10 protein-coding genes are annotated in these 15305 nt (G+C 67.5%); 7 read left to right on the forward strand and 3 right to left on the reverse strand.

Translation table 11 applies throughout. The annotated features are described in order from the left end of the window. Positions 1–24 precede the first annotated feature (24 nt). On the forward strand, positions 25–951 hold the full coding sequence (locus tag OU996_RS07080) for a LysR family transcriptional regulator (protein ID WP_267584920.1): 927 nt from the start codon (positions 25–27) through the stop codon (positions 949–951). Between the two features lie 259 nt (positions 952–1210). Further along, on the forward strand, positions 1211–2416 hold the full coding sequence (locus OU996_RS07085; RefSeq protein ID WP_267584921.1) for an NAD-dependent formate dehydrogenase: 1206 nt from the start codon (positions 1211–1213) through the stop codon (positions 2414–2416). Positions 2417–2688: 272 nt separating this feature from the next. Here the strand turns inward: OU996_RS07085 and OU996_RS07090 are convergent, their stop codons facing one another. After that, positions 2689–5094: a transketolase gene (locus tag OU996_RS07090; protein ID WP_267584922.1), complete on the reverse strand. Its 2406-nt coding sequence runs from the start codon at positions 5092–5094 to the stop codon at positions 2689–2691. A 129-nt stretch (positions 5095–5223) separates the two neighbouring features. Here OU996_RS07090 and OU996_RS07095 point away from each other — a divergent pair, with 129 nt between their 5' ends. Beyond that, positions 5224–5691 carry an Lrp/AsnC family transcriptional regulator gene (locus OU996_RS07095; protein WP_267584923.1) on the forward strand — a complete coding sequence of 156 codons (468 nt, stop codon included), beginning with the start codon at positions 5224–5226 and terminating at the stop codon, positions 5689–5691. 58 nt (positions 5692–5749) lie between these two features. Then, entirely contained in the window at positions 5750–6556 is an 807-nt protein-coding gene (locus tag OU996_RS07100) for a DUF72 domain-containing protein (RefSeq protein ID WP_267584924.1), read from the forward strand. A gap of 117 nt (positions 6557–6673) precedes the next feature. On the opposite strand, the gene OU996_RS07105 is transcribed toward OU996_RS07100, so the two are convergent. Both OU996_RS07105 and OU996_RS07110 read right to left on the reverse strand, forming a co-directional pair. Then, positions 6674–9070, reverse strand: a complete 2397-nt coding sequence (locus tag OU996_RS07105; protein ID WP_267584925.1) for a phosphoketolase — start codon at positions 9068–9070, stop codon at positions 6674–6676. A gap of 82 nt (positions 9071–9152) precedes the next feature. Beyond that, on the reverse strand, positions 9153–10163 hold the full coding sequence (locus tag OU996_RS07110) for a zinc-dependent alcohol dehydrogenase family protein (protein WP_267585628.1): 1011 nt from the start codon (positions 10161–10163) through the stop codon (positions 9153–9155). A gap of 235 nt (positions 10164–10398) precedes the next feature. Here OU996_RS07110 and adhP point away from each other — a divergent pair, with 235 nt between their 5' ends. From adhP to rbbA, 3 genes are all read left to right on the forward strand, one after another. Further along, positions 10399–11427, forward strand: a complete 1029-nt coding sequence (adhP, locus tag OU996_RS07115) for an alcohol dehydrogenase AdhP (protein ID WP_267584926.1) — start codon at positions 10399–10401, stop codon at positions 11425–11427. 101 nt (positions 11428–11528) lie between these two features. Next, positions 11529–12578 carry an HlyD family secretion protein gene (locus tag OU996_RS07120; RefSeq protein ID WP_267584927.1) on the forward strand — a complete coding sequence of 350 codons (1050 nt, stop codon included), beginning with the start codon at positions 11529–11531 and terminating at the stop codon, positions 12576–12578. After that, a complete protein-coding gene (gene rbbA, locus OU996_RS07125; protein ID WP_267584928.1) occupies positions 12575–15304 on the forward strand; it encodes a ribosome-associated ATPase/putative transporter RbbA in 2730 nt (909 codons plus the stop codon). Before OU996_RS07120 ends, rbbA begins: the two co-directional genes overlap by 4 nt. Position 15305 lies beyond the last annotated feature (1 nt).

Below are 15305 nucleotides of genomic sequence, written 5' to 3' on the forward strand. Positions count from 1 at the left end.
CACCTCGCCTCCCGGAGTGCGTCCATGTTTGTCCGCCAGATGCATTACCTCGTCGCCCTGTCGCGCGAGAAGCATTTCGGCCGCGCCGCGCAGGCCTGCAACGTCACCCAGCCCACGCTCTCCGCCGGCATCCGCAAGCTCGAAGAGGAACTGGGGCTGCCCATCGTGGTGCGCGGCCACCGTTTTCTCGGCTTCACCGCCGAGGGCGAGCGCGTGCTGGCCTGGGCGCGGCAGATCGCGGCGGATTATGAGAGCCTGCGGCAGGAGCGGGCGGAGACCGGGGCGCGGCTCTCCGGCACGCTGCGGCTCGGCGCCATACCGGCCGCCACCGCCGCCGCGCCGGCGCTGCTGGCGCCGTTCCGCGACCGCTTTCCCGAGGTGAAGGTGCAGATGCTCACGCTGAGCTCGGCGGCGATCCAGCGCGGTCTCGACGAGCTCGATCTCGATGCCGGCATCACCTATCTGGAGAACGAGCCGCTGAACCGGGTGCGGCGGCTGCCGCTCTATGTCGAGCGCTACGTCTTCGTGACGCGGGCGGAGGAGCCGCTGGCGCGCCGCCGGTCGCTGCGCTGGGAGGAGGCCGCCCGGCAGCCGCTCTGCCTGCTCACGCCGGACATGCAGAACCGCCGCATCATCGACCATGTGATGGCGGAGGCCGGGCTCGCCTCGCAGCCGGCGATCGAGACCAACTCCTTCATGGGCGTGTGGTCCTTCGTGCGGCGCGGGCCGTGGACCAGCATCGTGCCGGAGGCGAGTTTCCGTGGTCTTGGCGATGCCGGCGATCTCGTCGCGGTGCCGCTGGTCGATCCCGTGCATGTACAACCGGTGGGTCTGGTGCTGACGGAGCGCGATCCGCTCAGTCCTGTGGCCGGCGCTTTGCTGAAATTCGCGCGTTCTTGGCGGAATGGCGAGGCTGGAGATGCAGATTTACTTGAGACTGATTTGAAATAGACGTTCTTCATCGGCGCCGTCTATCAATCGTTGCTTCCTTTCGATTTGCGCGCCGGCGCCCCGGCGGGCAGTCTCCCCCCATCGGTCCGGGGCGGTTCGCAGAGCTGATCCGGCCGATGTGGAGGATGCCCGCCGCACAGCGCTCCGATCCAGCGGCAAGCTGGAGCGCCTGCCGGTACCTAAGTCTTTGATGGCTTGAAGGGTCTGCCGTGCGCACGGCGGAAGCGTCCCCGCTTACCCCAGGAGAGGAGACGCCCCCATGGCGAAGGTTCTGTGCGTTCTTTACGATGATCCGATCGACGGCTACCCGACCAGCTATGCCCGCGACGACCTGCCGAAGATCGACCATTATCCCGGCGGCCAGACGCTCCCCACCCCGAAGGCGATCGACTTCACGCCCGGCACGCTGCTCGGCTCGGTCTCCGGCGAGCTCGGCCTGCGCAAGTACCTGGAATCGCAGGGCCACACGCTGGTCGTGACCTCCGACAAGGACGGCCCGAACTCGGTGTTCGAGAGGGAACTGGTCGACGCCGATGTGGTGATCTCCCAGCCCTTCTGGCCGGCCTATCTGACGCCCGAGCGCATCGCCAAGGCGAAGAACCTCAAGCTCGCGCTCACCGCCGGCATCGGTTCGGACCATGTCGACCTGCAGGCGGCGATCGACCGCAACATCACGGTGGCGGAAGTCACCTACTGCAACTCGATCAGCGTCGCCGAGCATGTGGTGATGATGATCCTCGGCCTCGTGCGTAACTACATCCCCTCGCATGACTGGGCCCGCAAGGGCGGCTGGAACATCGCCGATTGCGTGGCGCATTCCTATGATCTGGAAGCGATGAGCGTCGGCACCGTCGCCGCCGGCCGCATCGGCCTCGCCGTGCTGCGCCGCCTCGCGCCCTTCGACGTGAAGCTGCACTACACCGACCGTCATCGCCTGCCGGAAGCGGTGGAGAAGGAGCTGAACCTCACCTTCCACGCCACGCGCGAGGAGATGTACCCGCATTGCGACGTGGTGACGCTCAACTGTCCGTTGCACCCCGAAACCGAGCACATGATCAATGACGAGACGCTGAAGCTGTTCAAGCGCGGCGCCTATATCGTCAACACGGCGCGCGGCAAGCTGTGCGACCGCGACGCCATTGCCCGCGCCATCGAGAGCGGGCAGCTGGCGGGCTATGCGGGCGACGTGTGGTTCCCGCAGCCGGCGCCGCAGGATCACCCCTGGCGCACGATGAAGTGGAACGGCATGACGCCGCATATTTCCGGCACCTCGCTGACCGCCCAGACCCGTTATGCGGCCGGCACGCGCGAGATCCTCGAATGCTTCTTCGAGGGCCGGGCGATCCGCGACGAGTACCTGATCGTGCAGGGCGGCGCGCTCGCCGGCACCGGGGCGCATTCCTACTCCAAGGGCAATGCCACCGGCGGCTCGGAAGAGGCCGCGAAGTTCAAGAAGGCGGGCTGACCCTCCGCCTCGACGGGCGGTGCTGGACGCGGCGCCGCCCGCTTCAATACTGACGGCGCCGTCCCTTCGGCGCCGTCGCCCCCCGAATTTCCTCTCGGCGCCGGCCCGCGCAAGGCTGGCGCCTTTCTTTTTGGGCGCGCATGTGCGTCATCCCGGCCGAGCGCAGCGAAGAGCCGGGATCGCTCGCCATTCGGGTCACGATCCCGGATCGGCCTTTCGGCCGTCCGGGATGACGATGGGGTGGGGAGCCGTGACGAGGCGCGCCCGCGCCGTCAACCGCCGACAGTGCGAAGATACCGTATGGGACGGCCCGGCGCGACGGCCTGCGCGGCGCGGACGATGCCCTGCGCGTCCAGCCCGTAATGGCGGTATAAATCCACCAGCGTGCCGGTCTGGCCGAATTTTTCCACCCCCAGCGCCCGGGTGCGGTGGCCATGGACGGCGCCGAGCCAGCCGAGCGTCGCGGGATGGCCGTCGACGAGCGTTATGAGCGCGCAGCCCGCCGGCACCTCGGCGAGCAGCGCTTCGACAGGACTGGGCGGCGTCGGTGCCCCTTCCTCGCGCGCCCGCTGCGCGGCGTTCCAGCCGGCATGGAGACGGTCCGCCGAGGTGATGGCGAGGAGCCCCACATCGCGCCGGTCCTCCGCCATGAGCCCGACCGCCTCGATGGCTTCGGGCGCCAGCGCGCCCTGATAGGCGATGACGACCTGCGCGTTCGGCCCCGGCCGGCGCAGCCAGTAGCCGCCCTTGATGATGTCGGCCGCCAGCGCCGGGCTCATGGTCCGCGCGGGCTGGTCGATGCTGCGGGTGGAGAGGCGCAGATAGAGCGACTGGCCGTCCTCTTCCTGAAGATTGACCAGCCCGTGCCGCAGGATGACCGCGAGTTCGTCGACAAAAGCCGGCTCGAAGCTCGCCAGCCCGTCCTGCGCCATGCCGATCAGCGGGGTGGCGATGGACTGGTGCGCGCCGCCTTCCGGCGCCAGCGTCACGCCCGAGGGCGTCGCGGCGATGATGAAGCGGGCGTCCTGGTAGCAGGCATAGTTCAGCGCATCGAGGCCGCGCTCGATGAAGGGATCGTAGAGCGTGCCGATGGGCAAAAGCCGCTCGCCGAACAACGAATGGGAGAGGCCGAGCGCCGAGAGCATGATGAACAGGTTCATCTCGGCGATGCCGAGCTCCAGATGCTGGCCCTTGGGCGAGAATTCCCAGTTGAAGGTGGAGGGGATGCGCTCCTTTTTGAAGGTATCCGCCAGTTCCTCGCGGGCAAACAGGCCGCGCCGGTTCACGAAGCCGCCGAGATTGGTCGAGACCGTCACATCCGGCGAGGTGGTGACGAGGCGGCTGGCGAAGGCGCTGTCCTGTTTGCCGATCTCGTTGAGGATGAGGCCGAAACCCTGCTGGGTGGACATGGCCGGCTGCAGCGGCACGTCGAGCGTCTCCGGCACGGCGATGCGCGGCGCCTGATGCCGGCGGGGGCCTTGGGCGTTGAAGGGCACGGCCTTGAGGAAAGCGTCGAGCGTCGCGGCGGGCGGCGTCAGCCCCTCGAACTTCTCCCATTCATGACCGGGGCGCACGCCATGGCGGGCACGCAGGCTTTCCACCTGCGCCGGTGTCATGAGACCGGCATGGTTGTCCTTATGCCCGGCGAGCGGCAGGCCGAAGCCCTTGATGGTGTAGGCGATGAAGCAGACCGGCCGGTCATGGGTGCGGGCCTGCGCGAAGGCGTCGATCAGCGAGGGCAGGTCATGCCCGCCGAGATTGGCCATCAGCGCGGCGAGTTCCTCATCCGAGCGCCGCTCGATCAGCGCGGTGACCGGGCCCTGGTCGCCGATCTCATCCAGCAGGCGCCGCCGCCAGGCCGCGCCGCCCTGGAAGGTGAGGGCGGAATAGAGCTGGTTCGGGCAGGAATCGATCCAGTCGCGCAGCTTCTCCCCGCCCGGCTCGGCGAAGGCGGCCTGCTGCAGGCGGCCATGCTTCAGGATGACGACATCCCAGCCGAAATTACGGAAAATGCTCTCGAAACGCTGCCACAGCCCCTCGCGCACCACGGCGTCGAGGCTCTGGCGGTTGTAATCAACGATCCACCAGGTGTTGCGCAGGCCGTGCTTCCAGCCTTCCAGCAGCGCCTCGAAGATGTTGCCCTCGTCCATCTCGGCATCGCCGACGAGGGCGATCATTTTGCCTTCCGGGCCATGGCCCAAACCCGCTCCTGACAGCCCCTTAGCGGTCAGATAATCCTGCACCAGCGAGGCGAACAGCGTCTGCGCCACGCCGAGGCCGACCGAGCCGGTGGAGAAATCGACGTCGTCCACGTCCTTGGTGCGCGAGGGATAGGACTGCGCCCCCTTATAGCCGCGGAAATTCTCCAGTTTCGCCCGCGTCTGGTTGCCGAGCAGGTACTGGATGGCGTGGAAGATCGGGCTGGCATGGGGCTTTACCGCCACCCGGTCCTGCGGCCGCAGCGCGTTGAGATAGAGCGCGGTCATGATGGTGGCGAGCGAGGCGGAGGAGGCCTGATGGCCACCGACCTTCAGCCCGTCCACATTCGGCCGGATGTGGTTGGCGTTGTGGATGGTCCAGGTCGCCAGCCAGAGGATCTTGCGCTCCAGCTCCTCCAGCAGCGCGAGATCGGCGGTGGTGTTTGCGGTGGTGTTGGCGGTCGGCTTCTTGGCGGCCATGCGCGCGCTCCCGGTGACGCTAGGTCAGATAGGCTAGCGCCGGCCGCCTGCGGGTTGCAGCTATTCTTGGCCAGTTGTGCGGGATAGATTGGTGAAACCAGCCATCATGGCGGGCCTTTGGGGTGATTTATGCCAGATGCCGTCGATGCCATCGACCGCCGCATCCTCGCCGCGCTGCAGGAGGACGCGCACATCACCATGGAGAAGCTCGCCGCTCTGGTCGGCCTCTCGCCCTCGCCCTGCGCAAGGCGGGTGCGCAACCTCGAGGCGGCCGGTGTCATCAAGCGCTATGTGGCGGTGGTCGATCAGGACAAGGTCGGGTTGCCTATCAGCGTTTTCGCCTCGATCAAGCTGGAGCGCCAGCGCGAGGATGAGCTCGACCGCTTCGAGAAGGCGATCGCCCGCTGGCCGGAAATCGTCGAGTGCTATTTGATGACCGGCCAGCGCGACTATCTTTTACGTATCGTGGTCAAGGACTTGCCGGCCTATGAGGCCTTCCTCAAGCGCACGCTGACGCGGCTCGACGGCGTTGCCTCCATCGAATCCAGCTTCGCGCTGAGCCAGGTGAAGCACGCGCAGGGTCTGCCGATCGAGTGACTTCCCATTGAGGGGCAGGCTGCCTATCCTGCCGGCCCTTCGGGTCAGGCGAGGCAGCATGAGCACGAGCAGCACGGGCCGTATCCGCATCGGTGTGGGCGGCTGGACCTTCGAGCCGTGGCGCGGGGCGTTCTATCCCGAGGGCCTGACGCAGAAGCGCGAGCTGGAATATGCCGCGTCCAAGCTCACCGCCATCGAGATCAACGGCACCTATTACGGCTCGCAGAAGCCGGCGAGCTTCGCCAAATGGTATGATGAAACCCCCGAGGATTTCGTCTTCACGCTGAAAGGCCCGCGCTTCACCACCAATCGCCGCGTGCTCAGCGAGGCCGGCGAATCCGTCGAGCGGTTCCTGTCCAGCGGGCTGACCGAGCTGAAGCACAAGCTGGGGCCGATCAACTGGCAGTTCATGGCCACCAAGAAGTTCGACCCGGCCGATTTCGAGGGCTTTCTCAAGCTCTTGCCGAAAAGCGTCGAGGGCCGCGACCTCCGCCACGCGGTGGAGGTGCGCCATGACAGCTTCAAGAATGCGGAGTTCGTGGAGATGGCGCGGGCCTATGGCGTGGCGGTCATCTTTGCCGGGGACTCGGAATTTCCCTCCATCGCCGATGTGACGGCGCCCTTCGTCTATGCGCGGATCATGGGGACGCAGGAAGACGAAGCGTCGGGGTATAAAAATACCGCTCTCGACCATTGGGCCGGCATCGCCAAGGCGTGGGCGGCGGGCGAGACGCCGGCACCGCTGGCCAACCAGTTGCTCGCGCCGGCGGCGGAGACAACGCCGCGCGACGTTTTCCTCTTTGTCATCAGCGGCTTCAAACCGAAAAACCCCGCCGCCGCGATGGCGCTGATCGAGCGGGTGTAATCGAAAGACGTCATCCCGGACGGCCGCAGGCCGATCCGGGATCGCGTCGGAAGTCGTTCTCGTCAAAGGCGTGGATGGCCGGGCCAAGCCCGGCCATGACGTTATGAGGGCGATGCCTCACTTACCCGTCGGCCAGCGCCAGTCGCGCACTTCCGGTAGATCGATACCGTGGGCGCGGATGTAGCGGGCGTGCTCGGCCAGCTTGTCGCGGATCGCCTGCTGCACATAGGCGTCACGGGCGAGCTTCGGCACCCGGTCGATCACGTCATCGACGAGGTGGAAGCGGTCGAGCTTGTTGCGCACCACCATGTCGAAGGGCGTCGTGGTCGAGCCCTCCTCGATATAGCCGCGCACATGCATGTTGGCGTGGTTGGTGCGGCGATAAGCGAGGCGGTGGATGAGCCAAGGATAGCCGTGATAGGCGAAGATCACCGGCTTGTCGGTGGTGAACAGCGCGTCGAACTCCGTGTCGGAAAGCCCATGCGGATGCTCGGTTTTCGGTTGCAGCGTCATCAGGTCGACGACGTTGACGACGCGCACCTTGAGGTCTGGGAAATAGCCGCGCAGCAGGTCCACGGCGGCCAGCGTCTCCAGCGTCGGGACGTCGCCGGCGCAGGCCAGCACGACATCCGGCTCGCCGCCCCGGTCATTGCTCGCCCATTCCCAGATGCCGATGCCGGTCGAGCAATGGTTGATCGCCGCGTCCATGTCGAGCCATTGCGGTGCGGGCTGCTTGCCGGCGACGATGACGTTCACCCGGTTCCAGCTCTTCAGGCAATGCTCGGTGACGCAGAGCAGGGTGTTGGCGTCCGGCGGGAGATAGACGCGGACAATCTCCGCCTTCTTGTTCACCACATGGTCGATGAAGCCGGGATCCTGATGGCTGAAGCCATTATGGTCTTGGCGCCAGACATGCGAGGTGAGGAGGTAATTGAGCGAGGCGATGGGCCGGCGCCATTCCACTTCGCTGGCTGTTTTCAACCACTTGGCGTGCTGGTTGAACATCGAGTCGATGATGTGGATGAAGGCCTCGTAGCAGGAAAACAGGCCATGGCGTCCGGTAAGAAGATACCCTTCCAGCCAGCCCTGGCACATATGCTCCGACAGAATCTCGGTGACGCGGCCATCAAGCGCGAGATGGTCGTCGCCGGGGATGGTCTCGGCGTTCCACGCGCGGTTGGTCACCTGGAACAGCGCCTGCAGCCGGTTCGAGGCGGTCTCGTCCGGGCCGAAGACGCGGAAATTGCGGGTGGCGAGGTTCGCCTTCATCACGTCGCGCAGGTAAGTGCCCATGATCGCTGTGGATTCCAGCTCCACCGCGCCGGGTGAGGGCACCTTCACGGCGTAATCCGCGAAGTCGGGCAGGCGCAGCGGGCGGCGCAGCACGCCGCCATTGGCGTGCGGGTTAGCGCTCATGCGCTTCTCGCCCTCGGGCGCGGTGGAGGCGATCTCCGGCAGAAGTTTACCGGTATCATCGAACAGTTCCTCCGGCCGGTAGCTCTTCAGCCAGTCTTCCAGCAGCGTCAGATGCTCCGGCTTCGACATGTCGGCGAACGGCACCTGATGCGAGCGCCACGTCCCTTCCGCCTTCTTGCCGTCCACGAGCTTGGGCCCGCTCCAGCCCTTGGGGCTGCGCAGGACGATCATCGGCCAGCGCGGGCGCTCGCTAACCCCTTGCTCGCGCGCGGTTTTCTGGATCTCGGCGATCCTGGCGAAGGCCTCGTCCATCGCCGCCGCCATAAGCTGGTGCATGGTGGCGGGGTCGTCGCCCTCGACGAAGATCGGCTCATGGCCATAGCCGACCATCAGCGCCCGCAATTCCTCATGCGGGATGCGGGCGAGCACGGTGGGGTTGGCGATCTTGTAGCCGTTGAGGTGCAGGATCGGTAGCACCGCACCATCGCCCACCGGGTTCAGGAACTTGTTGCCATGCCATGAGGTGGCAAGCGGGCCGGTTTCCGCCTCGCCGTCGCCGACCACGCAGGCGACCACCAGATCGGGGTTGTCGAGCACCGCGCCATAGGCGTGGGACAGCGAATAGCCGAGCTCACCGCCCTCATGGATGGAGCCGGGCGTCTCCGGGGCGGCGTGGCTGGGAATGCCACCGGGGAAGGAGAACTGCCTGAAAAACCTGCACAATCCCTCCTCGTCCTGGGAGATGTCGGGGTACAGTTCGCTGTAGGTGCCCTCCAGATAGGTCGAGGCCACCACACCCGGCGCGCCATGGCCGGGGCCGGCGATGAAAAGTATATTGTTACCTCTCTCGCGGATGATGCGGTTGAGGTGGACATAGATGAAATTGAGCCCCGGCGTGGTGCCCCAATGGCCCAGCAGGCGCGGCTTAACGTGTTGCAATGTCAGCTTTTCCCGCAGCAGCGGGTTGCCGAGCAGGTAGATCTGCCCGACCGAGAGGTAATTGGCGGCGCGCCACCAGGCGTTCATGCGGGCGACGAGGTCGGCACTCAGCGGACCCGTGGGGGCGCGAAGCTCGTTCGTCCCAGGTTCGTTCGTCATCGTGTCGGTCTCCTAAAGGGCGGTTCAGGATCGTGGAGCGTCAGTGCAGTCAGGTGGAGTGTCAGTGCAGTGAGGTGACCAGTCAGGCCGGTGTGTCCGGTGTGGACAGGCCGGGAAGCAGCACCGCCGCCCCCTGGAAGCGGCCGGCGCGCAGATCGGCCAGCGCCTCGTTGGCGCGGGCGAGCGGGTAGGTCACCGTCCTCGCCCGCACCCCCGCCACCGGGGCGAGGGCGAGGAACTCGGTGGCGTCCTCGCGCGTGAGATTGGCGACGGAGAGTAACTGTCGCTCTTCCCACAGGATGGAATAGGGGAAGGACGGGATGTCGCTCATATGAATGCCGCCGCACACCACGCGCCCGCCCTTGCGGACCGCCTTGAGGGCGGCGGGCACCAGCGCGCCGACGGGGGCGAAGATGAGGGCGGCGTCGAGCGGCGCTGGCGGCGCCTCCTCCGACGCGCCCGCCCAGACGGCGCCGAGCGAGAGGGCGAGCGCCTGCGCGCTCACATCGCCCGCACGGGTGAAGGCATAGACCTCCCGCCCCTGAAAGCGGCAGATCTGCGCGATGAGATGGGCGGCGGCGCCGAAGCCGTAAAGGCCGACGCGGCGGGCCTCGCCGGCGAGCTTCAGCGTGCGCCAGCCGATCAGCCCGGCGCACATGAGGGGCGCGGCCGCGACCGGATCGTCGAACCCGTCCAGCGGGAAGCAAAAGGCGGCGTCGGCGACCACATGGGTGGCGAAGCCCCCGTCGCGGGTGTAGCCGGTGAACAGCGGATCGTCGCACAGGTTTTCGCGCTGGCTCGCGCAATAGGGGCAGGTGCCGCAGCTATGGCCGAGCCAGGGGATGCCGACGCGGCGACCGATCCCCGGCTCCGTCACGCCGTCGCCCCGCGCTTCCACGATGCCGACGATCTCATGGCCGGGAATGATGGGCAGCGGCCCCGGCGGCAATTCGCCGTCGACGACGTGGAGATCGGTGCGGCAGACGGCGCAGGCCTCCACCCGCACGCGGATCTCGCCCGGCCCCGGCCGGGGCAGCGCGCGTTCCTCCAGACGGAGCGGGGCGCCATGGGCGTGCAGCACCATGGCCAGCATCCGGCCCGCTATGGTCTCGCCCGTCATGGCCATTCCTCGCTGCGCCCTTGATGAACTTAATGCGCGACAACGGCCTTCCACCATGCGCAGTACTCCGCACCTGATATGTAGCCGGCGAATGATCCTATGGGCCGCCGCATCATGCCCGCGTGTTGCGGCTCAGGATTGACACGCGTCAAGGACGACCTTGTCGCGCCCGCTAGAGTGCGCTGCGGGGCATACAGAGGTCGACGCCATGGCGAATATGATGAAGGCGGCGGTGGTCCGCGCATTCGGCAAGCCGCTCACCATCGAGGAGGTGCCGGTTCCGGTGCCCGGTCCCGGCGAGGTGCTGGTGAAGGTGGTCGCCTGCGGCGTCTGCCACACCGACCTGCACGCCGCCGATGGCGACTGGCCGGTGAAGCCGTCCCCGCCCTTCATCCCCGGTCATGAGGCCGCCGGCTATGTCGCCGCGCTCGGGCCGGGCGTCACCGGGCTGAAGGAGGGCGATCCGGTCGGCGTCGCCTGGCTGCACGATGCCTGCATGTGCTGCGAATATTGCGAGACCGGCTGGGAGACGCTGTGCGAGCACCAGCACAATACCGGCTATAGCTGCGATGGCGGCTTCGCGGAATATGTCATCGCCGCCGCGCCCTTCGTGGCGCGCCTGCCCGAGGGCGTCGATTTCGCCGCCATGGCGCCGATCCTGTGCGCCGGCGTCACCACCTATAAGGGGCTGAAGGAAACCGAGGCCAAGCCCGGCGAGTGGGTGGCGATCTCCGGTGTCGGCGGGCTCGGCCATATCGGCATTCAATACGCCAAGGCGATGGGCCTGCATGTGGTGGCGCTCGACATCGCCCCGGAAAAGCTGGCGCTCGCCCGCGAGGCCGGCGCCGATCTGGCGGTCGACGCCTCCTCGCCCGACGCGGTGGCGGAAATCCTCAAGGTCACCGGCGGCGGCGCCCATGGCGTGCTGGTCACGGCGGTCTCGCCGCCCGCCTTCAACCAGGCGCTGAGCTATGTGCGGCGCAAGGGCACGGTGAGCCTGGTCGGCCTGCCGCCCGGCCATTTCGCCACGCCGATCTTCGATGTGGTGCTGAAGCGCATCACCGTGCGCGGCTCCATCGTCGGCACGCGGCGCGATCTCGCCGAATCCGTCGCCTTCGCCGCTGAGGGCAAGGTGAAGGCCGAGATTCATAAGGCGCCACTGGAGAGCATCAATGATATCTTCGACGCGCTGAAGGCCGGCAAGGTCGATGGCCGCATGGTGCTCGATTTCACCTGACGCGGGCCGAGGCGCGCGAAGGGTCTGGCCAGGGGTGGCGGATTGACGGCGACGCTTCCATGCGGGTGGGCGTCGCCCCTTAAGTCCTTAAGGGAGGTCTGATGTCCGTTCGGCCGTCACGCGGGCGTAACCGCGCGCTTGCATTCATTCTGGCGGGGGCGTTGCTGGCCCCGCTGGTTCCCGCCACGCCCGCCGCGGCGCAGGAGAGCGGGCTGAAAGCGCGCCTGCAATCGCTGGTCGACCGCTTCAATGGGCGGGCCCTGCCGGCGGAGTTCTTCAAGACCAATGGCCGGCTTGAATCCGAGCAGGTGCTGATCGCCTCGAAATTCGCCGGGCGCGTCGCGCAGGTGCTGGTCGAGGAAGGCCAGACGGTGGATGTGGGCGTTGAGATCGCCCGCATGGACACGACCGAGCTCACCGCCCAGCTCACCGGCGCGCAGGCCGATGTGCGTCGCGCCGAGAAGGCCATCGCCGAGGCGGACGCCGCCATCACCCAGCGCGAGGCCGAGCGCGTGCTCGCCGAGCAGGAATATGAGCGCGCCGCCAAGCTGAAGCAGAGCGGCTTCGGCACCATCCAGTCGGCCGATACCCGCCAGAGCCAGCTCAATGTCGCCATCGCCGCGCAGAAGGCGGCGGAAGCCTCGCTCGCCGAGGCCGATGCCAGCGCGGACACAGCGCGGGCGGAGGTGGCGCGTATCCAGTCGCAGCTCGACGATGCCGTGCTCAAGGCGCCCCGGCGCGGGCGGGTGGAGTACAAGCTGGTGCGCACCGGCGAGGTGGTGGCGGCGGGTGCGCCCATCGTCACCCTGCTCGATCTCGGCGATGTCTACATGACCGTGTTCCTGCCCGCGCGCGTCGCCGGGCGGCTCGGCATGGGGGATACGGCGCGCATCGTGCTCGATCCCGCGCCCGATTACGTCATCCCCGCCACGGTGAGCTTCGTCGCCTCCGGCGCGCAGTTCACGCCGAAGACGGTGGAGACCTCCGACGAACGCGAAAAGCTGATGTTCCGGGTCAAGCTGCGGCTCGCCTCGGACCTGCTCCGGCAATATGAGGACCGGGTGAAGACCGGGGTGCGCGGCGTCGCCTATGTGCGCACCGCCCCCGACGCCACCTGGCCCGACTGGCTCAACATCAAGCTGCCGCAATGACCGCCGGGGAGAGCGCGCCAGCGGGCGCTGTGCTGACGCTTCGCGGCGTCACCCATCTCTATGGCACGACGCATGCGCTGGACGGGGTGGACCTTGCCATTCCCGCCGGCTGCATGGCCGGGCTGATCGGCCCGGACGGCGTCGGCAAATCCACCCTGCTCTCGCTCGCCGCCGGGGTGACGCGGCTGCAAAGCGGCACGCTGGAGGTGCTGGGCGGCGACATGACGACCGCCGCGTGGCGCCGGCAGGCTGGCGCCCGCATCGCCTTCATGCCGCAGGGGCTGGGGCGCAACCTCTACCCGACGCTGTCGGTGGCGGAGAATCTCGATTTCTTCGGCCGGCTGTTCGGGCAGGGCGCGCAGGAGCGGGCCGAGCGCATCGCCGAACTCATCGCCGCGACGGGGCTGGCGAAGTTCGCTGACCGGCCGGCCGGCAAGCTCTCCGGCGGCATGAAGCAGAAGCTCGGCATCTGCGCGGCGCTGATCCATGATCCCGACCTCGTCATTCTCGACGAGCCGACCACCGGCGTCGATCCGCTGTCGCGCCGGCAGTTCTGGGAGCTGATCGACCGGCTGCGGGCGCGTCGCCCGTCCATGAGCGTCCTCGTCGCCACCGCCTATATGGAGGAGGCCGAGCGCTTCGACTGGCTGGCGGCGATGAATGCCGGCAAGGTGCTGGCGACCGGCAGCCCGGCGCAGATCCGCGAGAAGGCCGGCGCGGCGACGCTGGAAGCGGCCTTCATCGCTTTGCTGCCGGAGGCCGAGCGCGCCGGGTCCGGGGACATGCCCGATCTGCCGCACCGGCCGAGCGAGGGCCCGCCCGCCATCGAGGCGACCGGGCTTACCCGCCGCTTCGGCGATTTCGTCGCGGTGGACCATGTGAATTTCCGCATCGAGAAGGGCGAGATCTTCGGCTTTCTCGGCTCGAATGGCTGCGGCAAGAGCACGACGATGAAGATGCTCACCGGCCTGCTGCCGGCGAGCGAGGGCGAGGCGAAGCTGTTCGGCGCGCCGATGGCGGGCGGCGACATGGCGACCCGCAAGCGCGTCGGCTACATGTCGCAGGCCTTCTCGCTCTATGCCGAACTCACCGTGCGGCAGAATCTCGATCTGCACGCGCGGCTGTTCGAGATTGCCGACGGGCCGGCCCGCATCGCCGAGATGGAGACGCGCTTCGACCTCGCCGATGTCGGCGATGTGCGGCCGGACAGCCTGCCGCTCGGCATCCGCCAGCGCCTGCAACTCGCCGTGGCGCTGATCCACCGGCCGGAAATCCTCATCCTCGACGAGCCGACCTCCGGCGTCGACCCGGTGGCGCGCGACGGCTTCTGGCGCGAGCTGATCAAGCTCGCCCGCGAGGATGGCGTGACGATCTTCCTCTCCACCCATTTCATGAACGAGGCCGAGCGCTGCGACCGCATCTCGCTGATGCATGCCGGGCGGGTGCTGGCGGTCGGCACGCCGGAGGAGCTGAAGCGGCAGCGGGGCATGGACAGCCTGGAAGAGGTGTTCATCGCCGTGCTGGAAGAGGCGGGCATGGGCCGCGAGGAGGGGGCGGTGGAGCTTGCCACCCGGCCCGCCCATGTCACCCGCCCGCGCCGCTTCGATCCCGGCCGGCTCTGGGCCTATGCCTGGCGCGAGGCGCTGGAGCTGATGCGCGACCCGGCACGCCTGGCCTTCGCGCTGCTCGGGCCGCTGTTGCTGCTCTTCACCTTCGGCTACGGCATCTCCTTTGATGTCGAGAACCTGCCCTATGCGGTGCTGGACCAGGACCAGAGCGCGCAGAGCCGGCAATTGCTGGAGAGCTTCGAGGGCTCGCGCTATTTCGAGCGTCACGCCGCCATCGCCTCGTCCGACGAGCTCGACCGGCGCCTTGCCAATGGCGAACTGAAGCTCGCCATCGAGGTGCCGCCGGATTTCGGCCGCGACCTGCTGCGCGAGCGCGTGCCGGAAGTGGGCGTGTGGGTGGATGGCGCCATGCCGTTCCGCGCCGAGACCACGCGCGGTTATGTGCAGGGCATCAGTCAGAGCTACCTATCGGACGCGCAGATGCGCACCGACGGGACCGAGACCTCGCTCTACCCGATCTCGGTCGAGCCGCGCTACCGCTACAATCAGGCGTTCAAGAGCGTGAACGCCATGGTGCCGAGCGTCATCATGCTGATGCTGGTGCTGATCCCCGCCATCACCACCGCGCTCGGCGTGGTGAAGGAGAAGGAGAGCGGCTCCATCGCCAATTTCCAGTCGACGCCAGTCACCAAGCTGGAGTTCCTGCTGGGCAAGCAGCTGCCCTATGTCGGCGTCGCCTTCTTGAGCTTCATCACGCTGGTGATCGCCGCGCAGCTGGTGTTCGACGTGCCGGTGAAGGGCTCGCTGCTGACGCTGGCGCTTGGCTCGCTCATCTATGTCTGCGCCACCACCGGCTTCGGCCTGCTGGTCTCCAGCTTCGTCTCCAGCCAGGTGGCGGCGGTGTTCGCCACCGCGATCATCGCCATCATCCCGGCGGTGAATTTCTCCGGCCTGCTGGTGCCGGTGTCCTCGCTCTCTGGCGCCGGGCGCTATATGGGCCTCGCCTTCCCCGCCGCCTGGTATGAGCAGGTGAGCGCCGGCACCTTCACCAAGGGGCTGGGCTTCGGTGATCTGTGGTGGGACATCGCGGTGACCGGGCTGCTGGCCCTCGCCTATATCGGCGCGGCGATGGCCGCTTTGCGCAAGCAGGGAGCCTGAG

It is taken from the genome of Ancylobacter sp. SL191, from assembly GCF_026625645.1.
Lineage (GTDB): Bacteria > Pseudomonadota > Alphaproteobacteria > Rhizobiales > Xanthobacteraceae > Ancylobacter.